The sequence below is a fragment of the Thermus sp. genome, assembly GCF_037444525.1.
Lineage (GTDB): Bacteria > Deinococcota > Deinococci > Deinococcales > Thermaceae > Thermus.
Genome location: NZ_JBBIMD010000016.1, coordinates 1 through 26,704, shown reverse-complemented (window position 1 = coordinate 26,704; position 26,704 = coordinate 1). Strand labels below are relative to the sequence as shown.

The following is a 26,704-nucleotide window of genomic DNA, read 5'->3' as shown; positions in this document are numbered from 1 at the left end:
GGGTATGGCAGAATACCCCCATGGGTACGCGTCTTTTGGTGGTGGGGGGCGTGGCGGGGGGGGCTTCCGCCGCGGCCAAGGCCAAGCGGGAGAACCCCGGGCTGGAGGTGGTGGTCTACGAGAAGTCGGGGTGGGTGTCCTACGGGGCCTGCGGCCTGCCCTATGTGCTCTCGGGGGAGATTCCCAAACTGGAAGCCCTGGTGGCCCGCACCCCGGAGGCTTTCCGGAAGCAGGGGGTCCTGGTCTATCCCCGGCACGAGGTGGTGGACGTGGACTACGCCCTCCGCACCGTCACCGTCTACAGCCACCAGGAGGGGCGCACCTTCCAGGACCGGTTTGACCACCTGGTCCTGGCCACGGGGGCAAGGCCCGTGATCCCTCCCGTGCCTGGGGTGGAGCAGGAGGGGGTCTACACCCTGAGGAGCATGGAGGACGGGGCGGCCCTTCTTTCCGCCCTTAAGGGGGCAAAAAGGGCCGCCATCCTAGGGGCGGGGTACATCGGCCTGGAGGTGGCGGAGGCCTTCCGCAAGCGGGGGCTGGAGGTGACCCTCCTGGAGGTCCAGGACCGGCCCCTGCCCCAGTGGGACCCGGAGGTGAGCGCGTTGGCGCGGGAGGAGCTCTCCCGGCACGGGGTGGAGGTCTGGACCGGGGTCCGGGCCCTGGCCCTCCGGGGGATGGGCCGGGTGGAGGCGGTGGAGACCACGGAGGGGGTGGTGCCCGCGGACCTGGTCCTCCTGGCGGTGGGGGTGCGCCCCAACACCGCCCTGGCCCAGGCCATGGGGGTGGCCCTGGGGCCCACGGGGGCCATCGCCACAGACGAGCGGATGCGGACCAACCTGGAAGGGGTCTACGCCGCGGGGGACGTGGCGGAAAGCCGCCACCTCCTCCTAAAGAGGCCCTACTGGCTCCCTTTGGGGGACGTGGCCAACAAGCACGGGCGCACCGCGGGGGCGGTCATCGCCGGCAAGGAAGCCCGTTTTGCCGGGGTGGTGGGGACCGCGGTCTTCCAGGTCTTCGGGCTGGGGGTGGCCACCACCGGGCTTTCCCTGGAGCGGGCCCTGGCCGAGGGCTTCCGGGCCAAGAAGGTCTTCATCCGGGCGGAGGACAGCGCCCACTACTGGCCGGAGCACGCCCCCCTTTGGGTGGAGCTGGTCTACGAGGAGGGGACAGGCCGCCTTTTGGGCGGGGCGGTGGTGGGCCGGGGGCAGGCGGTAAAGCGGATAGACGTGCTGGCGGCCCTCCTCCACCAAGGGGGCACGGTGGAGGACCTCATGGGGCTGGACCTGGCCTACGCGCCCCCCTTTAGCCCCGTGTGGGACCCCCTCCTCATCGCCGCCCAGCAGGCCAGGGGCTAGGTAGCCCACCGAAGCTTGCCCGGGCAGGGGCCCAAGGAAAAGGGCCCAGGGCGCCCGCTATTTTTGGTGTAGGCTTTTGGTCTTCACACTCCCCGGCCGTGTGGGAGGCTGGGCTTTACACCCTACACCGAAACCCCACCCAGCCCAAACTGGTTCTTGGGAGGTGGAGGCATGGAACCCCTGAAGGTCCTTCCCCCAGAGATGCAGAAGGAGGCCGAGGCCCTGAAGAAGGAGTGGGCGGAAAACCCCCGCTGGAAAGGGGTGAGGCGGGACTACACTGCGGAGGACGTGGTGCGCCTCAGGCCCTCGGTCCAGGTGGAGCACACCCTGGCCAAGCGAGGGGCGGAGAAGCTGTGGCAGCTCCTGCATGAGCAGCCTTACGTGCACACCTTCGGGGCCTACACCGGGGCCATGGCGGTGGAGATGGTGCGGGCCGGCCTCGAGGCCATCTACCTCTCCGGCTGGCAGGTGGCCGCGGACGCCAACCTGGCCTGGCAGACCTACCCCGACCAGTCCCTCTACCCGGCGAACTCCGTGCCCCAAATCGTGAAGCGCATCAACAACGCCCTCATGCGGGCGGACATGATCGAGCGCGCCGAGGGCAAGGTGACCCGGGACTGGTACGCGCCCATCGTGGCCGACGCGGAGGCGGGGTTTGGAGGAGCGCTGAACGTCTTTGAGCTCACCCGGGCCATGATCGAGGCCGGTGCCGCGGGCATCCACTACGAGGACCAGCTGGCCAGCGAGAAGAAGTGCGGCCACCTGGGGGGGAAGGTCCTGGTGCCCACCGCCCAGCATATCCGCACCCTCCAGGCGGCCCGCCTGGCTGCGGACATCATGGGCGTGCCCACGGTGATCATCGCCCGCACCGACGCCGAGGCCGCCACCCTCATCACCAGCGACATTGACGAGCGGGATAAGCCCTTCATCCTCAAGGGCGAGCGCACCCCCGAGGGCTTCTACCGGGTGAAGAACGGGATTGAGGCGGGCATCGCCCGGGCCCTGGCCTACGCCCCGTACGCGGACGTGCTCTGGATGGAGACCTCCAAGCCCGACCTGGAGGAGGCCAGGAGGTTCGCCGAGGCGGTGAAGCGGGAGTTCCCGGACAAGCTCCTCGCCTACAACCTCTCCCCCTCCTTCAACTGGAAGAAGTTCCTGGACGAGGAGACCATCGCCAAGTTCAACCGGGAGCTTGGGGCCATGGGGTACAAGTTCCAGTTCATCACCCTGGCGGGCTGGCACGCCCTGAACTACCACATCTGGGAGCTGGCCAAGGGCTACAAGGCCCGGGGCATGCCCGCCTTCGTGGAGCTCCAGGAGAGGGAGTTCCTGGCCCAGGCCCAGGGCTTCACCGCGGTGAAGCACCAGCGGGAGGTGGGGGCGGGCTACTTTGACGAGGTGGTCCTGGCCCTCACCGGAGGAGAGGCCTCCACCCTGGCCCTGAAGGGCTCCACCGAAGAAGCCCAGTTCAACGAGCCCGTCCACTAAGCCGTCCGTGAATGGGAGGGCCGCCCCTAGGGGCGGCCCTCCTTACATCCCTTTATGGCGTTTTAGCCAAAACTTTGCTACAGTGTAGATAATATGACAACGAAATCCCCAGAACCTACACCCTGGCTGCGCTACCTGGAGGAGCTCCGCCCCTACCTCAAGGGAAGAGACCACCGGGGGAAGCGGGGCTCCCTGCGCTGGCTCGAGGCCCTCATAAGCGAGCGGGGGGGCCGGGCGGGGACGGTGCGGAACATCCTCTACAAGGACCTGGGGAGCCTGGAGGAAAAGGAAAGGCTTTACGACCTCCTGGCCGACCTCTACCGGGAAGTGGGCCTGAAGCCCCCGCCCCCTCCGGGGGAGCTCTTCCTGGAAAGCGCCCGGCGGGCCCTGGGCCGGGACAAACGGCGCATCTTCCGACGCTTCCTCCGGGAACTGGAGCTTGGGGGCCGGCCCCAGCTGGTGGTGGTGGGGGGGCCGGCCACGGGGAAGGGGGTGCTCCTCTCCGCGGTGCAAAGGGCCCTTTCCGCCCTGCCGGAGGAGCCCTTCTTCCTGAACCTAGGAGGGGAGCTGGCCCAGGCCCTCATCCCCTTGGCGGAGGCTCTAGGGGTGGAGATCCAGGGCCTCCTCTCTCAGCTCTCCCCCACCCAGCCCTACCTCCTTCAGGGGGCTTTGCAGAAGGAGGTGCTGGAGACCTTGGCCCAGGGCCTAAACCGTGCGGGCCGGCCCCTCCTCCTTAGGGCAGAGGCCGAGGGCACCCTAGAAGGCCTTCCCCTAAGAGGGCCCGACGGGGTGCAGAAAGGGCTATCCGCCTGGCTGGAGCCCTTCCTGAAGGCCCTGAGAATCCCCTACCTGGCCGCCCTTTCCGACCCGCCCCCCACCCTCCCCTACCAGCCCCTCTCCCCCCCAAGCCGGGAGGAGGCCCGGCGCTTCGTCCGGGAGAGGCTCCCCCATCTGCCACCGGAAAGGGTGGAGGCCTTGGTGAACCAGGCGGGGCGGAACTTCGGGGAGCTTTCCCGGCTGGTCCTCCTGGAGGCCGCCAAGCACGACCCCAAGACCCCCCTCCAGGAGGACCCCGCCCTACGGCCCCTCCTCCTGGCCCTCTCCGCCTTCAGCCCCGAGGCCGACCCCGCCTTCCCCGCAGCGCTTTTGGAAAAGGCCCTGGGCCGCCCCCTGGAAAAGCTCTCCCAGGCAGAGCGGGCTCTCCTTGAGTGGGTGGGGGAGGGCCTGGTGCGCCCCGCGCTCCGGAGCCTCCTCCCTGAGGAAACCCCCAAGGAGCTCCACCTCCTGGCCTTAAGCTTCTTCCCCGAGGACCACCTCTTCCGCCGCCTCTACCACGCCCGCAAGGCGGGGGCCTGGGGGGTACTCCTAAAGGCCCTGGAGGAGGACCCAGCGCGGCTGGCCCTCCTCCCGGGCCTCTGGACCGAGGCCCAGGCCTGGCCCAGGGAGGCCCGGGAGGCTCTGGCCGCGGTGGTGGTGCGCTACCGGGCGGTCTTGGGCCAGTACGCCCACCCGGAGGCGGAAGAGGCCTTGGCCCTCCTCAAGGAGGCGGAAGACCCCGCCCTTAGGGCCTGGGCCCGCATCAAGGCCGCGGAGGCCAAGGCGGACGCGGCGCTTTACAAAGAGGCGGAGGAGCTCCTCCCTCCCCTCCAGGATCTGAACCTTCTGGATGAGACCGGGCAGGCGGAGGGGCTTCTCGTCATGGCCGCGGTGGAGCGCTGGAAGGGGGACTACGAACGGGCAGCCTCCTACGCGGAAGCCGCAGAACGTCTCCCTGTGGCCCCTTTTCTACGGGACCGGGTGCAGCTCTGGCGGGGCCTGGTGGCCAAGGACCTGGGCCGCTACGAGGAGGCCCTTTTGGCCCTGGAAAAGGTGGGGCATGACCCCCTCCTCCTGGGCCGGGCCCGCTACCAGATGGGGGACCTCCTTATGCGCCTGGGGCACCCCCAGGCCAAGGCCCGCATGGAGGAGGGGCTCAAGGCCCTGGAGGAGGCGGGGGCCCCCAGGGACGAGATCGCCCGGGTGCGGGCCCGCTATGGGACCCTCCTAAGGCGGCTTGGGCTTTACGAGGAGGCGGAACGGGCCCTTCTCCAGGCCCTCTCCGAGGCGGAGGACCCCTTCACCCGGGCGCGGGTGGAAAGCGAGGCGGGCATCCTCGAGGCCGCCCGGGGGCACCCCTTTGAGGCCCTGGCCCACCTCGAGGCCGCGGAGCGCTACTTCCGCACCACTAAGGAAAGGCCCAAGGAGGCCCGCTACCGCCACCTCCGCACCCTCTTCCGCCTGGGGGCGGCCTACCTCCTCCTGGAGGCGGGCCAGCCCTATCGCCCGCCCTTCCTGGGGGGGCTTAGGGCCGAGGAGGCGGAGCGCCTCCTAGGGGCACTCCTCACCGCCATCCCCGAGGAGGCCACGGACCGGTACACCGCCCTAAGGCTGGACACCGCAAGCCTCCTCACCCTCCTCCTCCCCCCCGAGGAGGGGCTTGGCCTCTTGCGGCCTTTTTTGGGTTTGGAAAACCCCTATCTCCGGGCCCAGGCCCGGCTGGGCTACGCGGAGATCCTGGCCCGCAAGGGGGCCTACGGGGAGGCCCTGGCCCAGGTGGTGGCCCTCCCCCCCCTGGAGGACCCCGGCCTCCAGGCCCAGGCCCGGGCGGTGGAGGTCCTGGCCCTCTTGGGCCTTGGGGAGAAGGAGGCGGCCTGGGCCAAGGTGCAGGAGGCCGCCCAAGGGGGCCTGCCTCGCCCCTTCCGCTTCCAGTTGGGGCGGGCCCTGGGCCGCTTCTGCCCGGAGCTTAAGGGGCGCCTACAGGAGACCCCCCTGGCTCTCCCCGAGACCCTGGGCTTCGCCCTGGCAAATCCCTACTAAATCACTAGACTTTCTTAGGGCAGGGGGCTATACTCTTACTGCAAGTGGGTCGCAACAAGAGCGGCCCTAAGGAGGCAGATGGGCATGAACCAGCTGGAAATCCGCGATCTCTGGGCTTCCATTGACGGCGAGACCATCCTCAAGGGGGTGAACCTGGTGGTGCCCAAAGGCCAGGTCCACGCCCTCATGGGCCCCAACGGGGCGGGGAAGAGCACCCTGGGCAAGATCCTGGCCGGGGACCCCGAGTACACGGTGGAGCGGGGGGAGATCCTCCTGGATGGGGAGAACATCCTGGAGCTCTCCCCAGACGAGCGGGCGAGGAAGGGGCTCTTCCTGGCCTTCCAGTACCCCGTGGAGGTCCCCGGGGTAACCATCGCCAACTTCCTGCGCCTGGCCCTCCAGGCCCGGCTGGGGCGGGAGGTGGGGGTGGCGGAGTTCTGGGGCAAGGTGAAGCGGGCCCTGGAACTTTTGGACTGGGACGAGAGCTACCTCTCCCGCTACCTCAACGAGGGCTTCTCCGGCGGGGAGAAGAAGCGGAACGAGATCCTGCAGCTTTTGGTCCTGGAACCCACCTACGCCGTTCTGGACGAGACGGATTCCGGCTTGGACATCGACGCCCTCAAGGTGGTGGCCCGAGGGGTGAACGCCATGCGGGGGCCCGGCTTCGGCGCCCTGGTCATCACCCACTACCAGCGGCTCCTCAACTACATCGTCCCCGACCGGGTCCACGTGATGCTGGACGGCCGGGTGGTGGCGGAAGGTGGCCCGGAGCTGGCCCTGGAGCTCGAGGCCAAGGGGTACGAGTGGCTTAAGGAGAAGGTCAAGGAGGGGGCATGAGCGAGCTGGAGCTGAAAAACATCGGGGAGGAGTACAAGTACCACTTCATAGACGAGATCCGCCCCGTGTACGTGGCCGAGCGGGGCCTGACCAAAAAAGTCATCGAGGCCATCAGCTACCACAAGGGCGAGCCCGAGTGGATGCGGAAGTTCCGCCTTAAGGCCTTTGAGATCTTCCAGAAGAAGCCCATGCCCACCTGGGGCCCGGACCTCTCGGGGCTGAACCTGGACGACCTGGTCTACTACGTGAAGCCTGCGGAGGTGCGGGACGCCAAGAGCTGGGAGGAGATCCCCGAGGAGATCCGCAAAACCTACGAGCGGCTCGGCATCCCCGAGGCGGAGCGCAAGGTCCTGGCCGGGGTGGGGGCCCAGTACGACTCCGAGATGGTCTACCACCGGGTGAAGGAGGAGCTGGAGCGGCAAGGGGTCATCTTTGTGGCCATAGAGGAGGGGATGAAGAAGTACGAGGACCTCTTCCGCGAGTACTTCGCCAAGGTGGTCCCCCCGGAGGACAACAAGTTCGCCGCCTTGAACTCCGCCGCCTGGTCCGGGGGCTCCTTCGTCTACATCCCCCCGGGGGTCAAGGTGGAGCTCCCCTTGCAGGCCTACTTCCGGGTGAACACCCCCGAGTTCGGCCAGTTTGAGCGCACCCTCATCATCGTGGATGAGGGGGCTGAGGTGCACTACATCGAGGGATGCACCGCCCCCATGTACTCCACGGAAAGCCTCCACACCGGGGTCATTGAGATCGTGGTGAAGCGGGGGGCGAGGAGCCGCTACACCACCATCCAGAACTGGTCCACCAACATGTACAACCTGGTGACCCAGCGGGCCCTGGTCTACGGGGAGGCCTTCCACGAGTGGGTGGACGGGAACCTGGGCTCCAAGGTCACCATGAAGTACCCCTCCAGCTACCTCCTGGAGCCTGGGGCCCGTACGGAGATCCTCTCCATCGCCTTCGCCAAGACGGGCCAGCACCAGGACACCGGGGGCAAGATCATTCTGGCCGCGCCCCACACCTCGGGCACCATCGTGTCCAAGAGCATCTCCAAGGGGGAGGGCCGGGCCAGCTACCGGGGCCTGGTGAAGGTGATGGAGGGGGCCCGCCACGCCAAGGTGAACGTGGAGTGCGACGCCCTCCTCATTGACGAGGAGAGCCGCACGGACACCTACCCCTACATTGAGATAGAGGAGGAAACGGCCCACGTGGGCCACGAGGCCACGGTCTCCAAGATCAACGACGAGCAGATCTTCTACCTGCAGACCCGGGGCCTAAAGGAGGACGAGGCCGCGGCCCTCATTGTCCGGGGCTTCATTGAGCCCATCGCCAAAGAGCTTCCCTTGGAGTACGCGGTGGAACTCAACAAGCTCATTGAGCTGGAGATGGAGGGCTCGGTGGGCTAAAAGCCCCCCTTCCCCCGCCCCTTAAGGGGCGGGGGCTTTGCTGGAGGCAGCATGCAGGTTCTGGACAAAAGCGCCGTAGAAACCCTTTCTCAAAGGCTTAACGAGCCCGGGTGGCTCCTGGAGGCGAGGCTAAAGGCCCTGGAGGCCTTCCACCGCCTCCCCTACCCTTCCCGCAAGGACGAGGCCTGGCGGTACACCGACCTCTCCGAAGCCCCCCTGGAAGTGGCCCTCGAGGCGCCCCAGGGGCTTAGGCTCTCCCAGGACGAGCTCCCCATGGCGGTGAAAAGGCGCCTGGAAAAGACGGACGCCGCCGCCTTCCTGGTCTTTGTGGGGCCGGACCTGGTCTACGCTGAGGTCCCGGAGGAGCTAAAAGCCCAAGGCCTCGTCTTCACCTCCCTGGCCGAGGCCCTCAAGGCCCACCCCGAGAAGGTGGAGGGGGCCCTCTTCCAGGCGGTCTTCACCGAGGACAAGTTCGCGGCCCAAAACGCCGCCTTCTTCACCCACGGGGCCTTCCTCTACGTACCCCCCGGCCTGGAGGTGGACCGGCCCCTTGGGGTCTTCAAGTACCTGAGCGAAGGGGGCGTGGCCTCCGCGGGCCGGACCCTCATCGTCCTGGAGGACAACGCCAAGGCGGCCTACATCGAGGAGTACCTCTCGGAAGACCTCCCCCCCACCCTCCACCTCTCCGCCACGGAGCTTGTCCTCCGCCCGGGGGCAAGGCTCCGCCACGCCCACATAGAGACCTTTGGGGAGGGGGTCTGGCACTTCCATAGGCAACGGGCCCTCCTGGAGCGGGACGCAGGGCTCAACGACCTGGTGGCGAACCTGGGAGGGCGCTACGCCCGGAGCGAGGTGGCCTCGGAGCTTTTGGGCCCGGGAGCGGAAAGCGAAATGCTGGGGCTCTACTTCGCCCACGGGGTGCAACAGTTTGACCACTACACCCTCCAGCACCACACCGCCCACCACACCCGCTCCGACCTTCTCTACAAGGGCGCGGTGAAGGACGAGGCCCGCGCGGTCTTCTCCGGCCTCATCCGCCTGGAGAAGGGGGCCCAGAAGACGGACGCCTACCAGGCCAACCGCAACCTCCTCCTCTCCCCCACCGCCCGGGTGGACTCCATCCCCCAGCTGGAGATCGGGGCCAACGACGTGCGCTGCACCCACGGGAGCACCACCGCCCCCGTGGACGAGACCCAGCTCTTCTACCTCCAGTCCCGGGGCCTATCCCGGGCCTTGGCCCAGGAGCTTTTGGTCAAGGCCCACCTGGGGGATGTCCTGGCCCGTATCCCCCTGAAGGCCCTAAGGGCCCACCTGGAGGCGGTGATAGAGGAGAAGGTGCGCTTCTAGGTCCCATGGCGGCCTAGGCCGCCATGGGGAGCGGGAGTGTAGGCATGTGGACCCCTGTGGCCCGGCTTTCCGAGTTCCAACAAGGCCGCCTAGTGGTGCGGCGGCCCGAGCACAAGCGGCCCATCCTCCTCCTCTACACGGGGGAGGAGGTCTTCGCCCTGGAAGACCTCTGCACCCACGACGACGGTCCCCTGCACGAGGGGGAGGTGGAGGATGGGGCCATCGTCTGCCCCCGGCACGGGGCGCGGTTTGACCTGAGGACAGGGCGGGGCACCCTGCCCGCCCCCCGGCCCGTGAAGGTCTTCCCCGCACGGCTGGAGGGGGACGTGGTCTACCTGGACCTCTAAAGGTGCACCCCGCCGAAGCGTCCGCTTCGGCGGGGGCCCCAGAAGGAAGGGCCGCTACAGGGCCTTTTCTTCTTTCTTGCCGTAGAAGATGCGCATGAGGGTGTAGGAGAGGAAGAAGGTGAGGAGGGGCCCGCCCAGGACCAGGGTCCAGAGCACGGCGTTGTTCCCCAGGATGGAACCCTGCTGCTGGAAGTCTATCTTGTAGCCCGCCAGGGTGCTCATGAGGAAGAAGGCCAAAAGGGCCAGGATGACGCTGGTGCGCACCGGGTGCTCCGAGGGGAGCTCGAGGTAGCGCATCTTGTCCTTGTGCACGTCCACGAAGGGGAGGAGGAGGCCCACCAGGCCCAAGAGGCCGGGAACCACCACCCCCCCGATGAACTCCGGCCCGATGGTGGCCCCGAAGAGGTGGAACTCCCAGCTGGAGGGGATGATCTGCAGGATGCCGTAGATCCAAAGGAAGTACCAGTCGGGCTTCACCGCAGGCGTGTTGGGGGTGGGGGGCCCGAAGGCCTCAATGGGGTGGGCCAGGAAAGCCCCCGCGATGATGGTCATGATGCCCACGTAGAAGGCGAAGAGGATGCCCATTATGAACATCTGCTGGGGGTACATGGGCACGCCCAGGATCTTCCCCGGGGCTACGCGCTCCGCGTAGCGGGGCTGGGTGTGTTTCTGCTTGATCATGATGACCAGGTGGAGGCCGATGAGGGCCATGAGGGCAAGGGGAAGCCAAAGGACGTGTAGGCTAAAGAGCCTGGGGATGGCCTTCTCCGAGCCCGGGAACTCCCCGCCAAACATGATCTGGGCGAGGGTTGACCCTACCCAGGGGATGGAAGCGGCGATGCCATAGCCGATGCGGGTGGCGGTCACCGCGTAGTTGTCGTAAGGCAGGGCGTAGCCGGTGAAGGCGGTGACCACGGAAAGCCCCAAGAGGCCAAGCCCCACCAGGTAGTTGAGTTCCCTAGGCTTCTTGTAGGCCCCAGAGAGGAGGATACGGAGCATGTGGAGGAAGGCCGCGGCGATCATCACGTGGGCCGACCAGTGGTGGAGGCTCCGGATCACCGCCCCGAAGGGGAGGCTATCGATGTGAAGCACGCTCCCGTAGGCCGCGGGCACCGTGCGCCCGTCGGGGAGCTTCACCTCCCGGATGGAGGGCTCGTAGTTCAGGGTGAGGAAAACCCCAGTGAGGACGAGCACGATGAAGGCAAAGAGGGTGATCTCCCCCAGGAAGAAGCTATGGTGCACGGGGAAGGCCTTGCGCAGGACCTTGTGGTAAAGGCCCGTGAGGTCTAGGCGTTCGTCCAACCACTTGTACATGGCTTCCTCCTACACCAAGCGGCAGCTCCCAGCGGAAGCCTGCACGCCCACCGGGCCCAAGAACTCCCCAGCAGCCACCAAGACCCCCCCTTCCACCTTGAGGGGGAGCTGGGGGACGGGCCTAGGCGGGGGGCCGGCGATGATGCGGGCGCCCGCCTTCAGGTCGTACATCCCGCCGTGGCAGGGGCAGAGGCCCGCCCCCCGGTCGGCCACCCACTGGCTCACGATGCACCCCAGGTGGGTGCAGACCGCGGAGTAGGCCACGATCCCATCCACCGCGTGGGCTGCGGTTTCCGGGGAAAGCTCCTCCGGGCGGTAGCGGGCCACCAAAACCGTGTTCTTGGCCTCCCCGCTCTTCACCACCTGGGTCTTGGGGTCCATGGGGTAGGCCAGGACGAAGGGATCCCCCGGCTTCAGGTCCTCTGGCCGTATGGGCTGGCCCTGGCCTCCCCCCTGGGCGAAGACCAGGATGTCCCCGGGCTTTAGGGGCTCCTTGTCGGGGGTGACCACCACCTTGGGCCTTAGGCTTGCCCCCACGTAGAAGGCCGAGACCAGGGAAACCCCGATGCCGGTGCCGATGGCCGCCTTGAGGAAAAGGCGGCGCCTCGAGGTCCTCAGGCGAATCTCACGCTCGTCCATGGTGCTCCTTTACCAGGGGAATCCGCTCTTCTCCTCCTCGGTGATGACCTCTTCCCGACCGAAGAAGCGCCGGTAGATGCCGAGGAGGGCCGCCACCACCAGGCTCATGCCCCCGAAGACCAGGCCCTGGAGCCAGGTGGGGTTGTGCCCGGTCTGGGCGGAGTAGACGATGAGGCGCACAAAGAAGCCGGAAAGGGCGGCGAGGACAAGGACCAGGATCACCCCCGCGGCCACCGGGGCGGTGGAGGAGGCAGGGAAGTGGCGGCCCGGGCGGAGCTCCAGGCCCTCCAGCCAGTAGGAGACAAGGCCCACGAGGCCGTAAAGGAGGAGGACCGCCCCGAAGGCCATGAGGCCGATCTGGCCCACAGAGAGGTCTTCGGGGGTGTGGCCCAAAAGCCTAGCGATGTGCAGGCCCTCCAGGTAGGCCGCGTAGAAAAGGCCCAGGGCCAGGATGAGGCTAAAGGTGGGGAGGATGGGATCGTTCCGGTACATCCTCTCACTCCACGGGGCCGAAGCCGTTGCCCCAGCTGTTGCGGATGTAGGTGGCCACCGCCTTGAGCTCCTCGTCAGAGAAGTTGGCGCCCACCGCGGGCATGGCCCCCCGGCCGTTCTTGATGACGTTCAGGACCATGGCCGCGTCCTTCAGGTTGGGGTTCCCCGCCAGGGCCGGGAAGGCGGGGGGCATCCCCTGGCCCGTGGCCTGGTGGCAGGCGGCGCAGTTGGCCTCAAAAATGGCCTTGCCCTTCTCCATCAGCGCGGGGTCCACCCCTGCCGCGGGCTGGGCCGTCCCTTCCTCATGGGTGGCCTCCTTTGCAGGCGGGGCCACCTCGGCCACGATCCGCTCCGCGGCGGGGGAGAGGGCGAAGTAGCTCCAGATCCCCCCTAAGACCACCACCGTGGCCACCGCGTACCAGAGGGGATTGAAGCGCACAGGCTCCACGGGGAGGTCGGGCTCGCCCACGGAAAGGCGGAGCTCCACCGTACCGGAAACCTCCCCGCCCTCGTCCACGCCCAAGACCAGGACGTCGGGGTAGTTGTTCACGGTAAAGGGGATTTCCCGGACCTCCAGCCCTCCCCCTCTGAAGTGGGTGACCACCCGTAGCCGGTGCTCACCGTCGGGGATCTTGCGGGTGTCCAGTTGAAGCCGGTAAGGAGGCTCCTTGAGGACGGCCAAGGGCTCCCCTGCCTCGTCTAGGTAGACTTCAATGCGGTCTACGACCATCGCGCCTCCCTATTCGTGAAGAGGGGTACAAAACCCCACTCCATCACTATACGCCCCCAAAGCCAAGGACATATGTCCCGCCTCAGCAAAGACCCCGCAGGCGCAGAAGGCTCCACCTCACCCCCTCGGCCCCGCCCCCCACCTCCAAGGCAGCGGTGCCGGAAAAGCCCGAGAGGAGCCCCTTAAGGCCCTCCCAGGGCACCCGGCCCGCCCCCACGGGGAGGTGATCGTCCCGCGCGCCGTGGTTATCGTGAAGGTGGAGGTGGAGGAGGCGGTCCCCTAGGGCCTCGAGGTAGCGGAAAGGCCCCCTGGGCCCAAGCTCCACCAGGGCGTGGCCCACGTCCAGGCAGAAGCCGTACTGGGGAAAGCGGTGGAGAAGGGCCTTGAGCTCCTCGGGGCCTTGGAGAAGGTCTTCCTGGGAGAGGGCCAGGTTCTCCAGGGCCACAGGGAATGGAAGGGGGAGGAGGGCGGAGAGGGTCTTCTCCAGGGCCTCTTGGGCCAGGGCCAGGGCCATGGGGTGGCGGAAGGGAACCTGGCCCGTGTGCAGGACCCCTACCTTGGCCCCCAGGGCCTCCCCGAACTCCAGGGCCCGCTTCAGCCTTTCCTCGGAGAGCTTGCGGACGCTGGGGATGAGGCTTGCCGGGTTGAGCTCGAGGAAGGGCAGGTGCAGGGTGAAGCCCACCCCCAAAGCCTCCCCCGTGGCCCTTAGGGCCTTGGCCTCGGGGAGGGGCAGGACCTCGTGGAGGTCGTAGGCCACCTCCAGGTCCACCCCCTCCTCCGCTGCCAGGCGGAAGGCCTCCTCGTAGCCCATCTCCGCGTTGAAGGGGCTAAAGGCGAGGCGCATGGGGCTCACCGGATGGCCTCCGCCTTGCGCTGGGCCTCCTCCAGGGCCCGCTCGGGGGGCATGCCCCCCTTTAGGGCCTTCTCCAGGGCCTCGGCCAGGAAGGAGGCCCAGGTGGAGAACTGGGGAAGGCGGGGCCGCTCTTGGGCGTGGGCGATCTGCTCAAAGGCCACCTTGCGGAAGGGGTTTTCCCGGTAAAAGCCCTCCAGGAGGGGTAGGGCGCTCTTCCTCACGGGGACGTAGTAACTGGCCTGGACCCAGCGGGCCACGTTCCTAGGCTCCATGAGGTAGCGCCAGAAGGCGATGGCCCCCTGGACCTGGGCCTCCGTGGCCCCTCTCAGGACCACCAGCTGGGCCCCGCCCATGGGCACCTTCCCCCCGGGCTCCCGGGGCACGGGGGCCACCCCCAGGGTGAAGGCAAAGGAGAAGTTCTCCGCCGCGGGCCAGTTGGCGATGGAGGCCAGGACCATCATCCCCTTGGTGCGCACGAAATCCAGCTGGGCGAAGGTGGACTCGGCCATGCTGCGGGCGGAAAGGGCCCCCCTATCCTGGAGGCGCTTGAGCATTCTTAGGGCCTCGAGGGCCTCGGGGGCGGTGAAGTTGGGGCGGCCCTCCTTTACCAGGCTCCCCCCTCGGCTGGTCACCATGGCCTCAAAGAGCCAGGCCTGGGGGTCGGTGACGAAGATGAAGCCCTTGGTGTTGCGGCTGGTGAGGGCCAGGGCCGCCGCCTCAAACGCCTTCCAGTCCTTTGGGGGCTTAAGCCCCTTTGCCTGGAAAACATCCAGGTTATAGAAGAGGACCGGGGTGGAGGTGTTGAAGGGGAGGCCGTAGCGCCTGCCCTCCATCACCCCGTAGGCCCAGGCGGGCTCAAAGAGGTCCTCCAGAAAGGCCCGGTCCAGATCCAGGTAGGGGTCCAGGGGAAGGGCCCGCCCCTCCCCCACCAGCCGGGGGAAGAAGGAGAGTTCGGCCTGGAAAAGGACGGGCGCCCCTCCCGTGCGCAGGGCGGCCACCAGCTTGGTCTCCGCGTCCCGGTAATCCCCCACGTACTGGGGCAGGATCCGGTAGCGGCCCTGAGTAGCGTTGAACTCCTGGGCAAAGGCTTGGATGGCCCGGCCCGCGGGGCCGTCCATGGCGTGCCAGAAGGGGATGTCCACCTGGGCTAAGGCCGGCACAAGGCTAAGGAACAAAGCGATCCACCGCTTGGGCATGGCCCCATACTACCAACGTTGACGGCGAAGGGCCCACGGGTAGAATGGAAGGGGTTCCACGGAGGGGATATGCGTGCACTTCTCCTGCTTTTCGGCCTCTTAAGCAGCCTGGCCCTGGCCATCCCGGTGGAGTTCCGCTACGAGCCCCCGGAGGGCCTGGAGGTCCGAAGCGTAAGCCTCAGGGGGAGCTTCAACAACTGGGGGGAAACCCCCATGGCCCCCGTGGGGGGCGGCTTCGCCGTGACCCTGGACCTAAGCCCAGGGGAGTACGCCTACAAGTTCTTCATCAACGGCACCTGGCCCAAGGACATGTGCTACGATCCCACCTTCGGCCGCCCCCCGGAGTACAAGGTGGACCACCGGGCCCAGGACTGCGTGGACGACGGCTTCGGGGGCCGGAACGCCCTCCTCGTGGTGGGCGCGCCCCCCAAGGAGGAAGGGGAGGCCGCTCCCCTGGACTTCACCCACGAGCCGGAAGACCCCGCTTACGTGTCCTTTGCCGACGGGGGGCTGGTGGTCCGCTTCCGAGCGGGGGAGAGGAGCGTGCAGAAGGCCACCCTCCTCTTTGGGGAAAGGGAGATCCCCATGCACCTCCAGCTCCGCTACCCAGGGGCGGAGGTCTGGCGGGCTAAGGCGGAAGGGGCCTTGAGGGCCTACCGGATTCGGGTGGAAACGGCGGAAGGGGCACAGGTCTTTGGTCCCTTCACCCCGCCCGAGACCCCCTTCCGGGAGGTGGAGTGGGTGGGGGAGGGCGTCGGGTACCAGGTCTTCCCTGACCGCTTCCAAAACGGGGACCCCAAGAACGATGCCCTGGCCCTCCTCTCAGACGAGTACCACTTCAACCGCCTCTGGTCGGGCCCACCCCCCGTCGTCTCCTCCTGGACGGACCCGCCCCACTTCTACCACTGCTGCCACCAGTACTATGGGGGCGACCTCCAGGGCCTTTTGGAAAGGCTCCCCTATATGAAGGCCTTGGGGGTTACCCTCCTTTACCTGAACCCCATCTTCCTCTCGGGCTCCGTCCATGGGTACGACACCCACGACTACCTGGAGGTGGCCCCCAGGCTTGGGGACAAGCCCCTTTTGAAACGGGTGCTGGAGGAGGCCCACCGCCAGAGGATCCGGGTGCTCTTTGACTTCGTGCCCAACCACACCGGCCTGGGCTTCTGGGCCTTCCAGGACGTGGTGCAGAGAGGCCCCAACTCCCCCTACTGGAACTGGTACTTCATCCGAAAATGGCCCTTCACCCCGGGCGACCCCGGGGCCTACGAGGGCTGGTGGGGTCTCGGGAGCCTCCCTAAGCTGAACACCGGAAACCCCGGGGTGCGGCGCTACCTCCTGGAGGTGGCCGAGTACTGGGTGCGCTTCGGGTTTGACGGGGTGCGGGTGGACGTGCCCGGGGACCTCATAGACGCCCACGGCTTCTTCAAGGACCTCAGAAAGGCGCTCAAGGCCATCCGGCCGGACGCCTACCTGGTGGGGGAGATCTGGCAGAAGGACCCTTCCTGGCTTAAGGGAGACGAGTTTGACAGCCTCATGAACTACGCCCTGGGGCGGGACATCCTCCTGCGCTACGCCCGGGGCAGCGCCCTCTACCCTGCAAGCCGGGCCGCGGCCGACCTGGCCCGCCTCTTCGCGGACTACCCCGAGGCGGCTTTGGGTATGGGCTTCAACCTAGTAGGCTCCCACGACACGGAGCGGATCCTCACCGCCTTAGGGGGGGGAGGGCTTAGGGACACCCCCAGCCTCGAGGCCCGGGCCCGCCAGCGCCTCCTGGCCGCCCTCCTTTACGCCCTCCCCGGCGTACCCGTGACCTTCCAGGGGGACGAGTGCGGCTTCACGGGGGAAAAGCCCTCCGAACCCCCCTACGACCTCCACCGTTACCCCTTGCAGTGGGACCGGTGCCACCAGGAGACCCTGGCCTTCTATCAGGCCCTGGGGCGGCTCAGGGCAGAGCTTCCTGCCCTGCGCTCTTCCCTTTACCGGAGCTACCTGGGGGAAGGCTTCCTCCTGGCCTTCCTCCGGGGGGAGCCAGGGGCGGAAGAGGTGCTCGCCGCCTTCAATAGCGGCAAGGAAAGGGCTACCCTGCCCCTGCCCGAGGGGCGCTGGCAGGACCCCCTGGAGGGCCGGGCCTACCGGGGGAAGGTGGAGGTGGAGCCCTTGGGCTTCCGCTACCTGGTGCGGCTTCCCTGACCTTCCTCCACCTGGAGAAGCCGCCCTCCCTTTAGGTAAAGACGCCTTTCCGCGCGGGTGGCGAGCTCCAGGTCGTGGGTGACGAGGATGAGGGTCCGACTCCTCCCTGCCTGGAAGAGGAGGCGGGCCACCTCTTCCCGGGATTCCGCGTCCAGGTTGCCCGTGGGCTCGTCGGCGAAGAGGATCTCAGGCTCCAGGACCAGGGCCCGGGCCAGGGCCACCCGCTGCTGCTCCCCGCCGGAGAGCCTCGAGGGGGGGTGGTCTGCCCGCTCCAAAAGGCCCACGGCCTCCAAAAGCTCCAGGGCCCGTGCCCGCCGCTTCTTCGGGGGCCAACCTGCCAGGAGTAGGGGGAAGGCCACGTTCTCCCAGGCGGTAAGGGTGGGGATGAGGTTCCACTGCTGGAAGACGAAGCCCATATGCTCCAGCCGCAGCCGGGCCCGTTCGTCCTCGGAAAGCCGGTGGAGGGCGGTCTCCCCCAGGTACACCCCACCCTCCGTGGGCAGGTCAAACCCCGCAAGGAGGTTTAAAAGGGTGGTCTTCCCCGAGCCCGAGGGCCCCACGATGGCCGTGGCCCCTGCCGGAAAAGCGTAGGTAAAGCCCTGAAGGGCCACCACCTCCCTTTCCCCTTGCCGGTAGCGCTTGGTAAGCCCCTCCGCCCGCAGCATCAAGCCCTCCCCAAGGCCTCCACCACCGGAAGGCGGCTTGCCGTCCGGGCAGGGAGGAGGCCCGAAAGGAGCCCTAAAGAGAGGGCCACCCCCAGGCTGAAGAGGGCAAGCCTAGGGGTCACGGCGGAGAGGGCCAGGCCCACCTCCTTCCCCGTGTAGAGGTTGATGGCCCAGGACCCCAAGGCCCCTAGGAGAAGCCCACAAAGCCCCCCAAGAAGGGCCAGGAGGAGGGCCTCCAGGAGGACCAGGCGGAAGATGAAACCCCGCCTGGCCCCCAGGGCGCGCATGACCCCGAACTCGCGGATCCTCTCGTACACGGACATCATCACCGTGTTGGCCACCAGAAGCCCCCCCACGAAGAGGGCCACCAGGCTGATGCCGAAGCGCACCAGGTCGCTGATCCTTAAGGCCCGCTCCGCGAAGCGGAGCACCTCCCCCTGGGTCTCCACCTTAAGGTCCTCCACCCGTCCCTCCAGGGCCTGGGCTACCCCATCCGCGTCCACCCCTGGGGGGAGGAGGACGAAGAGGGCGCTCACGTTCTCCGTGCCCAGGACCTTCTGCAAGGGCTTTAGGGGGGTAAAGATGAGGTTGTCCGCAAGCCCCCCCGAGGGGGCGAGGATCCCCTCCACCCGGAGCTGGACCTCCGGGGAAAGGCGCAAAGGGGCCCCGAGAGAAAGGCCCTGCCGCTCAGCCACCTTGGCCCCAAGGACCGCCCCTTGGGCCGAGGGGACGAGGCGGCCCGCCGCCGCCTTAAGGCCAGGGTAAAGGACCTCCGGCCCCACCCCCTCGGGCAGACCCTGGAAGAGAAAGCTGGCGCTGGGGTCAAACCCACCCCGCACCAGGAAGGCGCTGGGGATGACCCCCCTGGCCCCTAGGGCCCGGGCGGCCTCCGAAAGGGCCTCGGCCTGGGCGGGAGAGATCCCAGGGTAGCCCCCGAAGGCGAAGCCCTCCACCCCTTCGGGCAGGACCTGGAGGGCAGGGCCCACCCGGGCAAGCTCCTGGAAGAGGGCCCGCCTCAGGCCCTCCCCAAAGGAGAGGAAGAGGACCATGCTGGCGGTGGCCACCAGGACCCCAAGGAGGGTGAGGAGGCTCCGCACCGGGCGGGCGAGGAGGTTTTTCAGGGCCAGGTGGAGGAGGTCCACAGGGAAAGCCTACCCCAACGGGTGCCCTAGACTGTGCCCTGGGCCAAGGGGGGGCGGAAGGCCTTTAGGCGCAAGGAGTTGGTGAGGACGAAGAGGCTGGAGAGGCTCATGGCCGCGGCGGCCAGCATGGGGTTCAAGAGGAGGCCGAAGAAGGGGTAAAGGGCCCCCGCGGCCACGGGAATGAGGAGGACATTGTAGGCGTAGGCCCAGAAGAAGTTCAGGTAGATGGTGCGTAGGGTCCTCCGGGCGAGAAGAACCGCGGCGGGAAGGCCCCTAAGGTCCCTGAGGAGGACCACATCCCCGGCCTCGAGGGCGATGTCCGTGCCGCTTGCCAGGGCCACCCCCACGTCCGCCTGGGCCAGGGCGGCGGCGTCGTTGATCCCGTCCCCCACGAAGGCCACCTTCCGCCCCTCCCCCTGGAGAAGGCGGATGGCCTCCAGCTTCCCCTCCGGGCGCACCCCAGCCAAGACCTCCCCAATCCCCAAGGCCTCCGCCACCCGCTGGGCGGGGACGGGGTGGTCCCCGGTGAGGAGGAGGAGGCGGAGGCCCAAGGCCTTCAGGGCCGCCACCGCCTCCTTGGCCTCCGGCTTAGGGGGATCGGAAACGGCGAAGGCGGCCAGTAGACGCCCCTCCTCCGCCAGATAGAGCGGGGTGAAGCCCCTTTCCGGAAGGGCGCGGGCCTCCTCAGGGAGGGGCACCCCCAGCCTTTCCATAAGGGCCGGCCCCCCCACCCATAGCCTCCGCCCCTCCACCATCCCCTCCACCCCTTCCCCGGGGAGGGCCCTGACCCCCTCCGCCTGGGGGAGGGGAAGCCCCTGGGCGGCCTCCAGGAGGGCCCGGGCTAAGGGGTGCTCGCTTCCCCGCTCCAAGGCGGCCGCGAGGCAAAGGGCCTCCGCCCTCTCCAGGCCGAAGGGTAGGACCTCGGTGAGGATGGGCCGGCCCAGGGTGAGGGTCCCGGTCTTGTCCAGGACCACGGTGTCCGCCCGGGCTAAGGCCTCGAGGGCCGTCCCCTTTCGGAAAAGCACCCCGAGCTGGGCCGCCCGCCCCGTGGCCACGGCGATGGCCGCAGGGGTAGCGAGGCCCATGGCGCAGGGACAGGCGATGAGGAGGACAGAGAGGGTGGCCACAAAGGCGTGGGAAAGCCCAGGGCCAAGGAGGAGCCAGCCCAAAAAGGTGAGGAGGGCCACCAAGAGGACGATGGGCACGAACACCGCAGCGATGCGGTCCGCCACCTCCTGCACCCTGGGCTTATGCCCCTGGGCCTCCTCTACCATGCGGGCCATCTGGGCGAGGAAAGTGGCCTCCCCCACCCGGCTTACCCGCACCAGGAGGGCCCCCTCCCCGTTCACCGCACCCCCCACCACCTCGTCCCCTGGCCCCTTGGGCTTGGGGACGGGCTCCCCGGTGAGCATGGACTCGTCCACGTGGCTTAAGCCCTCCACCACCACCCCGTCCGCGGGGATCCTTTCCCCCGGCAGGACCCGGACCAGGTCCCCGGGGATGAGGGCCTCCGCGGGAATCTCCTTCTCCTCCCCATCCTGGAGGACCCGGGCCCGTTTGGGGGCCAGGGAGAGAAGCCGGCGGATGGCCTCCGAGGCCCGGCCCTTAGCCCCCTCCTCCAGGTGCTTGCCCAAAAGGATAAGGGCCAGGATCACCGCCCCGGCCTCAAAGTACAGGTGGCGGGCCTCCTCGGGGAAAAGGCCGGGGGCGAGGAGGACCAGGAAGGAGTAGAGGTAGGCGCTTCCCGACCCCAAAGCCACCAGGGTGCTCATGCCCAGCGCCCGGTGGCGCACCTCCGAGAGGGCCTGGCGGAAGAAGCGCCGCCCCGCGTAGAGGGGGGGGAGGGCGAGAAGGGCCTGGAGCCACGGAGAAGGGTGGGGTAGGGGAAGCGCCACGGGCCCCATGGTGAGGGCGAGGAGCAGGAAGGCAAAGGGCAAGGCCAGGAGAAGGTCCCGGCGGTAGGTGGGGGCCTCCTTCCTGGCCGCCTCCTCCGTTTCCAAGGGCTCGTAGCCCGCCTCCCGGATGGCCTGGCGGATGCGGGCCAGGCTCACGGTGTCCGGAAGGTACTCCACGAAGGCCTTCTCCGTGGCCAGGTTCACCTGGGCGGAAAGCACCCCCGGCAGGGCGCGGATGGCCCGCTCCACCCGCGCCACGCAGGCGGCGCAGGTCATGCCCTTCACGGGGATCTCGGCCCGGGCGGTTACGGGGGTGTAGCCCGCCTCCTCCACCCACTTTAGGACCTCCTTCAGGTCCACCCCTTCCGCGAGGCGCAGAAAGGCTTCCTCCGTGGTGAGGTTCACCCGGGCCTCCGCCACCCCTTCCGCAGCCCTAAGGGCCCGCTCCACCCGCGCCACACAGGCGGCGCAGGTCATGCCCTTAACCCCAACGCGAACCTCTACGGGAGAAGCCATGGCTTCCTCACCTCCTTAGCGGTACTTGAGCGCCTCCATAAGCTCCTCCACGATCTCCTCTACGTCCCCCCGCTCGTGGGCGGTGGCCACGTGGTCTTTTAGGTGGGCCCTTAAGACCATCTCCCCCACCCGGTCCAAGGCCCCCTGGACGGCCTTGAGCTGCTTTAGGACATCCACGCAGTACACGCCCTCATCCTCCAGCATGCGCAAGACCCCCTCCAGGTGGCCCTTGGCGGAAAGGAGCCTTCTCCTCGCCTCCTCCCGCACCTTGGGGTCCAGGTGGAGGTGGCCTTTCATGCCAGCTGGGCCCGGTACCCTTCGGCCTCCACCGCCTGGATGAGGGCCTGAGGATCGGCCTGGCCTTCCACCAGGGCCTCGCCCTTCTCCAGGGAAACCTCGGCCTTCTCCACGCCGGGCACCTTCATGAGGGCCTTCTTCACCGCCATCACGCAGTGGTTGCAGGTCATGCCTTCCACCTTCAGCTTGAGCATGGATCCACCTCCTACCCCCACCCCAGGTGGGGTGGGGTACGGGGCCATGCTACCCCTAGGGCCTTTCCCCGTCAAGGACGGAAGTCCCCTTTACGGTAGCTTTACCGGAAACGCCTAAAGTAGAGTAGGAGGTGGACCATGATGGGCTACTGGTACGGTCCCTGCGGCTATGGCGGCTGGGGGCTCCAGTGGAGCATTTCTTGGATCGCTCTCCTGGTTTTGGGCTTCTACCTCCTCTTCCGGGCCCTAAGCCCCAAGGAGGAAGACCGGGCCCTCAAGCTCCTAAGGGAGCGCTACGCCAGGGGAGAGATTGACCAGGAAACCTTTGAACGGATGAAGCGGGACCTCTCGTGAAGGTGCTGGTGGTAGACGACGATCCGGCCATCCTCGAGGTCCTGGAGGGCTATCTTAGAGGGGCGGGTTTCCAGGTCCTGAAAGACGAGGACGGGGCGGAGGCCCTGGCCCTCTTTCCCCAAGCGGACCTGGTGATCCTGGACCTCATGCTCCCCAAGGTGGACGGTTTCCAGGTGGCCCAGGCCATCCGCCAGGCCCGGCCCGAACTCCCCCTTCTCCTCCTCACCGCCCGGGGGGAGGAGGAGGACCGGGTGCGGGGGCTGGAGCTGGGGGCGGACGACTACGTGGTGAAGCCCTTTAGCCCCCGGGAGGTGGTGGCCCGGGTGAAAGCCCTTCTGCGCCGGACGGGGCTAAGGGAGGAGCTCCGCTACGGTCCCTTGCGCCTTTTGCCCATGAAGCGGGAGGCCCATTTGGGGGAGGACCCCCTTCCCTTAAGCCGGCTGGAGTTTGACCTCCTCCTCACCCTGGCCCAGCACCCGGGGGTAGTCTTCAGCCGGGAAAGGCTTTTGGAGAAGATCTGGGGGCCGGACTTCCCGGGGGTGGACCGGGTGGTGGACGTGCACATCGCCGCCTTGAGGAAAAAGCTTGGGGACGACGCGGAAAACCCCCGTTTCATAGAAACGGTGCGGGGGGTGGGCTACCGCTTTCGGGAGGGGGATGCGCCTTTTCCTTAAGCTCTTCCTGAGCCACTTCCTGGTGGCGCTTCTTGCCCTATTCCTCCTCTTCCTACTGGCCGAGGCCTTAGCCCCCAGCTTCTACCGGGGGCACGTGGAGCGGATGGCCCACGCCATGGCCATGATGGGGGGTGGAGCCATGGCCGAAGCCCTGAGGGCGGACCTCGAGGCTGGCCTCCGCGCCACCCTGACCTCCGCCCTCCTCACCGTCCTGCCCCTTTCCGCCCTGGGGGCGGCCCTGGTGGCCCTGGTGCCGAGCCTCCGCCTGGCCCGCACCGCCCGGCTTCTCGCCCACGGGAGCCGGGCCATGGCCGAGGGGAACTACCGCCTCCGCCTGCCCCTTCTGGAAAGGGATGAGCTAGGGGAGCTGGCCCTCCACTTCAACCGCCTGGCCGAGGCCCTGGAGAAGGTGGAAAAGACCCGGGCGGAGCTCATCGGCACCGTGGCCCATGAGCTCAGGACCCCCCTCTCAGCCCTCCAAGGGTACGCGGAAGGGCTTTCGGACGGGGTGCTGGCCCCGGAAAGGGCCGCGGAGGGGATCCTAAGGGAGGTGCGGGCCTTGAAGCGCCTGGTGGAGGACCTGGCCCTGGTCTCCCGGGTGGAGGCGCAGCGGGTGGAGATCCGCCTCGAGGCCCTGGCCCCCGAGGCCCTCCTGGAGGAGGCCTACCAGCGCTTCCTGCCCGCTTTTCAGGGCAAAGGGATAGCCCTGGAGTTGGCCCCTTCCCCTCCCCTCCCCCCCATCCTGGCGGACCGGGAACGGGCCCTCCAGGTCCTGTCCAACCTCCTCCACAACGCCCTCCGCTTCACCCCGGAGGGGGGCCGGGTCACCCTGGGGGCTAGGCCCCTGGAGGGGCAGGTGGCCTTCTTCGTGAAGGACACGGGGGTGGGTATCCCCGAGGAGCACCTGCCCCACATCTTCCAGCGCTTTTACCGGGTGGACCGGGCCAGGAGCCGGAAGGACGGGGGCACGGGGGTGGGCCTCACCGTGGCCAAGGGGCTGGTGGAGGCCATGGGGGGGCGGATCTGGGCCGAAAGCCGGGTGGGGGTGGGCAGCCGCTTCACCTTCACCCTGCCCCTTTATCGGGGCTTTACAGAAGGCGGGTAGCCTGGAAGCGTGAAGGGGCTTTTCCTGTCCACGCTCTTTTGGGGATGGGTCTTGGCGCAAAGCCTCGTGGGCCAGGTGGCCACCCGGGATGTCCACGCCCTCCTATGGCTTCCTGATGGGCGAATCCTCTTCGGCCACCACGACGGCATCCAGGTGTCTTCCGACGGAGGCCGAAGCTGGCAAGACCTCGTACGAAGGACTGGGTTTGACGCCATGAGCCTCGCCCTGGAGGGGGACCGCCTCCTCGCCGCTGGGCACTGGGTGCTGGCGGAAAGCCGCGACGGGGGCCGGGGCTGGCGCAATCTTCGCCCTCAGGGGCTTCCGGCCCTGGACCTACACGGGTACGCAGTCCGGCCCGGCCTCCACTTTGCCCTCGAGGCCACCTACGGCTACGCCCTGAGCCGGGATGGGGGTAAGCGCTTCACCCTGGTGGCCCCCAAAGGGTTACCCAAGGCGGGGATGGCCGCCATGGCCTTCGTGGACAATATCCTCTACGTGGCCCCCATGGGCAAGGGGCTCTACCAAAGCCAAGACGAGGGGAAGTCCTTCTCGCCTGTGACCACCCCCGAGGCCGAGGTGTACGCTCTAGCGGCCGGGGCGGGAGGGTTCTACCTAGGGGGTAAGGGGGGGCTTTGGCAGCGCACGGCGGTGGGGTGGAAACGGCTATGGGCGGGCACGGTCCTCGCCTTGGCCGCCCGTCCCCAAAGCCCGAGCCGCCTGGTCTGGATAGACGAGAAGGGGCGGGTCTGGACCCTGCCCTAAGCACCCCCTTCCCTAGCCCTCCTTGAAGGCCAACCCCGCCACGTGGGGGGCCACCACGGGCAGGGGCAGGGTAAAGGCCTCCACCTCCACCCGGGGAAAACGGGCGCGGATGAGGGCCAGGGTTTCCCGGTTGGGGTGGCACCCGTCCCCAAAGAAGGCGAAGAGGGGGGTGGCCACCTCCTGGAGGAGGCGGTAGGGCCCTGAGGGGGCGGCCACGTGCTCCAGGAAGAGAAAAGCCCCCCCAGGGCGGAGCACCCGGTGGACCTCCGCCACCGCCTTAATGGGGTCCTCCACGGAGCACAGGACCAGGGTTCCCACCACCAGGTCTACGCCTTCTGCGGGCAGGGGGATGGCCTCGGCCCGGCCCAAAAGGAGGGAGAGGCGGAGGCCCTGGGCCTCGGCCTTCCGCTGGAGCTCGGGGTGGAAAAAGGGGTTGGGCTCGAGGGCCAGATACTCTAGCCCCGGCGTCAAGTAGGCCAGATTGGGGCCCGGTCCCGGGCCGATCTCCAAAACCCGCTTGGGCCTGAGGGCCAAGGCGCGCCGGAAAAGCGCCCGCTTCCGCTCTTCCACCAAGGCCTCGTGCCGGGCGGAAAGGCTAGGGTACGTCCAGGCGAAAAGCCGCTTCCTCAGCATCAAAGCCCCCAGTAGACCGCGGTGTCCAAAAGCCCCACTCCCACCAAAACCCACCCCGCCAGGCGGGTGGACCACCCTCCCGCTCGCTTTAGGGCCCTCAGGGCCCCCGCCCGGCCCAGCCGCCCCACAAGCCCCAGGAAAAGGGCCAAGGGCACCCCGCTCCCCAGGGCGAACAACGCCGGGTAAAGGGTGCCCCAGGGGCTCGCCAGGGCAAGGGGCAGGAGGAGGCCGAAGAAAAGCCAGAATAGGGTGGGGCAGAAGGCCAGGCCGAAAAGCCCCCCCAAGGCCAAAGCGCCCAGGAGCCCCTTTCCGACTTCCATCCGGGAGGGCAGGGGCCAGGCCCAGGGTAGGCGCAAAACCCCCAGAAGCCCCAGGCCCACCAGGACCATCAGAGGCCCCAGGGCCAGCCGGATAGGGCGGAAGAGGCCCCCCGGATCCTGGGGAGGCCCCCCCAAGAGCCAGAGGGCTACCCCGAGAAGGAGGGTGTAGGCCAGGGCCTTGCCCAGGAGAAAGGCCATCAGCCCGGGGAAAGGGCGCCCCCCATCCCGGGCCAAATAGGCCAGGGCCCCGGCCCCCGTGGTTACCTGACAAGGCGCGAAGGCGGCCAAAACCCCAAGGAGGAAGGCGGAAACCCCGGGCAGGTCCAGGCTCCGCCGCAGGGCGTCCAGGGGTGGGGCCAGGACCCCATAAAGCGCGCTCATGCCCCGGTAGAGCCCATGGGAAACCTCTCCCTCCAAGGCCAAAACTGCCCCAACACCCAAAAGGACAAGGAGAAGGGCCACCCCGCGCATGGGTCCAGGATAGGTGCTTCCCGTAAAGGCTGGGTAAAGCCCGCCCCTTTATCGGGGCTTAACAGTACGGGGCTAGGGTATGGGTGGAGGTGAGCCATGGGCATGATGGGTTGGTGGGGCATGGGCTTAGGAGGGTTCGGCGCCCTCCTGGTTCTTGGCCTTCTGTTCTACTTCGTTTACCTGACCCTCCCCAAAAAGGGGGAAACCGATGGAGCCCTGGAAACGCTAAGGCTCCGCTACGCCAAGGGTGAACTGGACGAGGAAACCTTTAAGCGCCTTAAGAGGGAGCTAGGAGGTGGGGAATGAAAGGCTACCAAGCGGTTTTAGGGATTTTCGGCCTGCTCCTTTTGGGTCTAGCCCTCACCCAGGGCATGATGGGGGGGTTCGGGCCGGGCTATGGCACCCCAGGTCCAGGGATGATGGGCATGGGCCGCGGCATGATGGGGGGCCTAGGCATGATGGCGGTTTACCCGCCCGAGGCCCGGCCCATCTCCGAGGAGGTGGCCCGGGCCCGGATGGAGGCCTACGTCCAAAGGGTGGCCCCCGGGGCGCGCCTGAAGGACTTCATGGCCTTTAGCCAAAACTACTACGCCCAGGTGGTGGACCAAAAAGGGCAGGGGCTTTTT

General features: G+C 67.8%; 26 protein-coding genes and 1 pseudogene. 14 read left to right on the top strand and 13 right to left on the bottom strand.

What is annotated here, in order from left to right; genetic code table 11:
• The first annotated feature begins 20 nt into the window (after positions 1-20).
• The 7 genes from WKI94_RS04040 to WKI94_RS04010 all read left to right on the top strand — a co-directional run bounded on the left by WKI94_RS04040 (position 21) and on the right by WKI94_RS04010 (position 9,633).
• Positions 21-1,355, top strand: a complete 1,335-nt coding sequence (locus tag WKI94_RS04040) for an FAD-dependent oxidoreductase (RefSeq protein WP_337844494.1) — start codon at positions 21-23, stop codon at positions 1,353-1,355.
• 171 nt (positions 1,356-1,526) lie between these two features.
• Positions 1,527-2,843 (top strand): isocitrate lyase, encoded by a 1,317-nt coding sequence (gene aceA, locus WKI94_RS04035; RefSeq protein ID WP_337844493.1) that lies wholly within the window; start codon positions 1,527-1,529, stop codon positions 2,841-2,843.
• 93 nt (positions 2,844-2,936) lie between these two features.
• Positions 2,937-5,699: a tetratricopeptide repeat protein gene (locus WKI94_RS04030; protein ID WP_337844492.1), complete on the top strand. Its 2,763-nt coding sequence runs from the start codon at positions 2,937-2,939 to the stop codon at positions 5,697-5,699.
• Positions 5,700-5,783: 84 nt separating this feature from the next.
• Positions 5,784-6,536: a Fe-S cluster assembly ATPase SufC gene (gene sufC, locus WKI94_RS04025; RefSeq protein WP_337844491.1), complete on the top strand. Its 753-nt coding sequence runs from the start codon at positions 5,784-5,786 to the stop codon at positions 6,534-6,536.
• Positions 6,533-7,939, top strand: coding sequence for a Fe-S cluster assembly protein SufB (gene sufB, locus WKI94_RS04020; protein ID WP_337844490.1), 1,407 nt, complete (start codon positions 6,533-6,535; stop codon positions 7,937-7,939). Before sufC ends, sufB begins: the two co-directional genes overlap by 4 nt.
• Positions 7,940-7,990: 51 nt before the next feature.
• Positions 7,991-9,286, top strand: coding sequence for a Fe-S cluster assembly protein SufD (sufD, locus tag WKI94_RS04015; protein ID WP_337844489.1), 1,296 nt, complete (start codon positions 7,991-7,993; stop codon positions 9,284-9,286).
• A gap of 44 nt (positions 9,287-9,330) precedes the next feature.
• On the top strand, positions 9,331-9,633 hold the full coding sequence (locus WKI94_RS04010; RefSeq protein WP_337844488.1) for a Rieske 2Fe-2S domain-containing protein: 303 nt from the start codon (positions 9,331-9,333) through the stop codon (positions 9,631-9,633).
• 54 nt (positions 9,634-9,687) lie between these two features.
• Here WKI94_RS04010 and WKI94_RS04005 read toward each other — a convergent pair whose 3' ends face one another.
• The 6 genes from WKI94_RS04005 to WKI94_RS03980 all read right to left on the bottom strand — a co-directional run bounded on the left by WKI94_RS04005 (position 9,688) and on the right by WKI94_RS03980 (position 14,857).
• Complete coding sequence (locus tag WKI94_RS04005; RefSeq protein WP_337844487.1) at positions 9,688-10,947, bottom strand: cytochrome bc complex cytochrome b subunit; 1,260 nt, start codon at positions 10,945-10,947, stop codon at positions 9,688-9,690.
• 9 nt (positions 10,948-10,956) lie between these two features.
• Positions 10,957-11,586 carry a Rieske 2Fe-2S domain-containing protein gene (locus WKI94_RS04000; protein WP_337844486.1) on the bottom strand — a complete coding sequence of 210 codons (630 nt, stop codon included), beginning with the start codon at positions 11,584-11,586 and terminating at the stop codon, positions 10,957-10,959.
• Positions 11,587-11,595: 9 nt separating this feature from the next.
• A complete protein-coding gene (locus tag WKI94_RS03995) occupies positions 11,596-12,078 on the bottom strand; it encodes a cytochrome C (RefSeq protein ID WP_337844485.1) in 483 nt (160 codons plus the stop codon).
• 4 nt (positions 12,079-12,082) lie between these two features.
• On the bottom strand, positions 12,083-12,808 hold the full coding sequence (locus tag WKI94_RS03990; protein WP_337844484.1) for a c-type cytochrome: 726 nt from the start codon (positions 12,806-12,808) through the stop codon (positions 12,083-12,085).
• An 82-nt stretch (positions 12,809-12,890) separates the two neighbouring features.
• On the bottom strand, positions 12,891-13,652 hold the full coding sequence (locus tag WKI94_RS03985) for a sugar phosphate isomerase/epimerase family protein (RefSeq protein WP_337844507.1): 762 nt from the start codon (positions 13,650-13,652) through the stop codon (positions 12,891-12,893).
• Positions 13,653-13,657: 5 nt separating this feature from the next.
• Complete coding sequence (locus WKI94_RS03980; protein ID WP_337844483.1) at positions 13,658-14,857, bottom strand: ABC transporter substrate-binding protein; 1,200 nt, start codon at positions 14,855-14,857, stop codon at positions 13,658-13,660.
• A 69-nt stretch (positions 14,858-14,926) separates the two neighbouring features.
• Here WKI94_RS03980 and WKI94_RS03975 point away from each other — a divergent pair, with 69 nt between their 5' ends.
• Positions 14,927-17,050: an alpha-amylase family glycosyl hydrolase gene (locus WKI94_RS03975; protein ID WP_337844482.1), complete on the top strand. Its 2,124-nt coding sequence runs from the start codon at positions 14,927-14,929 to the stop codon at positions 17,048-17,050.
• Here the strand turns inward: WKI94_RS03975 and WKI94_RS03970 are convergent.
• Genes WKI94_RS03970 through WKI94_RS03950 form a run of 5 tightly spaced genes read right to left on the bottom strand, consistent with a single transcriptional unit; the run spans position 17,029 to position 21,759 of the window.
• Positions 17,029-17,715 carry an ABC transporter ATP-binding protein gene (locus WKI94_RS03970; RefSeq protein WP_337844481.1) on the bottom strand — a complete coding sequence of 229 codons (687 nt, stop codon included), beginning with the start codon at positions 17,713-17,715 and terminating at the stop codon, positions 17,029-17,031. The two genes, WKI94_RS03975 and WKI94_RS03970, sit on opposite strands and share 22 nt — an antisense overlap.
• On the bottom strand, positions 17,715-18,857 hold the full coding sequence (locus WKI94_RS03965) for an ABC transporter permease (protein ID WP_337844480.1): 1,143 nt from the start codon (positions 18,855-18,857) through the stop codon (positions 17,715-17,717). The genes WKI94_RS03970 and WKI94_RS03965 overlap by 1 nt, the downstream gene beginning before the upstream one ends.
• Before the next feature lie 26 nt (positions 18,858-18,883).
• Complete coding sequence (locus tag WKI94_RS03960; RefSeq protein WP_337844479.1) at positions 18,884-21,229, bottom strand: heavy metal translocating P-type ATPase; 2,346 nt, start codon at positions 21,227-21,229, stop codon at positions 18,884-18,886.
• A gap of 54 nt (positions 21,230-21,283) precedes the next feature.
• Entirely contained in the window at positions 21,284-21,565 is a 282-nt protein-coding gene (gene csoR / locus WKI94_RS03955; protein WP_337844478.1) for a metal-sensitive transcriptional regulator CsoR, read from the bottom strand.
• Complete coding sequence (locus tag WKI94_RS03950; RefSeq protein ID WP_337844477.1) at positions 21,562-21,759, bottom strand: cation transporter; 198 nt, start codon at positions 21,757-21,759, stop codon at positions 21,562-21,564. The genes csoR and WKI94_RS03950 overlap by 4 nt, the downstream gene beginning before the upstream one ends.
• 138 nt (positions 21,760-21,897) lie before the next feature.
• Here WKI94_RS03950 and WKI94_RS03945 point away from each other — a divergent pair, with 138 nt between their 5' ends.
• Genes WKI94_RS03945 through WKI94_RS03930 form a run of 4 tightly spaced genes read left to right on the top strand, consistent with a single transcriptional unit; the run spans position 21,898 to position 24,654 of the window.
• Positions 21,898-22,113 carry an SHOCT domain-containing protein gene (locus WKI94_RS03945; RefSeq protein ID WP_337844476.1) on the top strand — a complete coding sequence of 72 codons (216 nt, stop codon included), beginning with the start codon at positions 21,898-21,900 and terminating at the stop codon, positions 22,111-22,113.
• Positions 22,110-22,787 carry a response regulator transcription factor gene (locus tag WKI94_RS03940; protein ID WP_337844475.1) on the top strand — a complete coding sequence of 226 codons (678 nt, stop codon included), beginning with the start codon at positions 22,110-22,112 and terminating at the stop codon, positions 22,785-22,787. The genes WKI94_RS03945 and WKI94_RS03940 overlap by 4 nt, the downstream gene beginning before the upstream one ends.
• Positions 22,771-23,892, top strand: coding sequence for an ATP-binding protein (locus WKI94_RS03935; protein ID WP_337844474.1), 1,122 nt, complete (start codon positions 22,771-22,773; stop codon positions 23,890-23,892). Before WKI94_RS03940 ends, WKI94_RS03935 begins: the two co-directional genes overlap by 17 nt.
• Before the next feature lie 9 nt (positions 23,893-23,901).
• Entirely contained in the window at positions 23,902-24,654 is a 753-nt protein-coding gene (locus tag WKI94_RS03930) for an S-layer protein (protein ID WP_337844473.1), read from the top strand.
• A gap of 12 nt (positions 24,655-24,666) precedes the next feature.
• Here the strand turns inward: WKI94_RS03930 and WKI94_RS03925 are convergent, their stop codons facing one another.
• Together WKI94_RS03925 and WKI94_RS03920 are read right to left on the bottom strand one after the other, a co-directional pair.
• A complete protein-coding gene (locus tag WKI94_RS03925; RefSeq protein WP_337844472.1) occupies positions 24,667-25,287 on the bottom strand; it encodes a class I SAM-dependent methyltransferase in 621 nt (206 codons plus the stop codon).
• Positions 25,287-26,078, bottom strand: coding sequence for a sulfite exporter TauE/SafE family protein (locus WKI94_RS03920; RefSeq protein WP_337844471.1), 792 nt, complete (start codon positions 26,076-26,078; stop codon positions 25,287-25,289). The genes WKI94_RS03925 and WKI94_RS03920 overlap by 1 nt, the downstream gene beginning before the upstream one ends.
• A gap of 102 nt (positions 26,079-26,180) precedes the next feature.
• On the opposite strand from WKI94_RS03920, the gene WKI94_RS03915 reads away from it, so the two are divergent.
• Together WKI94_RS03915 and WKI94_RS03910 are read left to right on the top strand one after the other, a co-directional pair.
• On the top strand, positions 26,181-26,384 hold the full coding sequence (locus tag WKI94_RS03915) for a hypothetical protein (RefSeq protein ID WP_337844470.1): 204 nt from the start codon (positions 26,181-26,183) through the stop codon (positions 26,382-26,384).
• A pseudogene (locus tag WKI94_RS03910) lies at positions 26,381-26,704 on the top strand (peptidase M4); the annotation flags it as partial. The gene WKI94_RS03915 and the pseudogene WKI94_RS03910, both read left to right, overlap by 4 nt.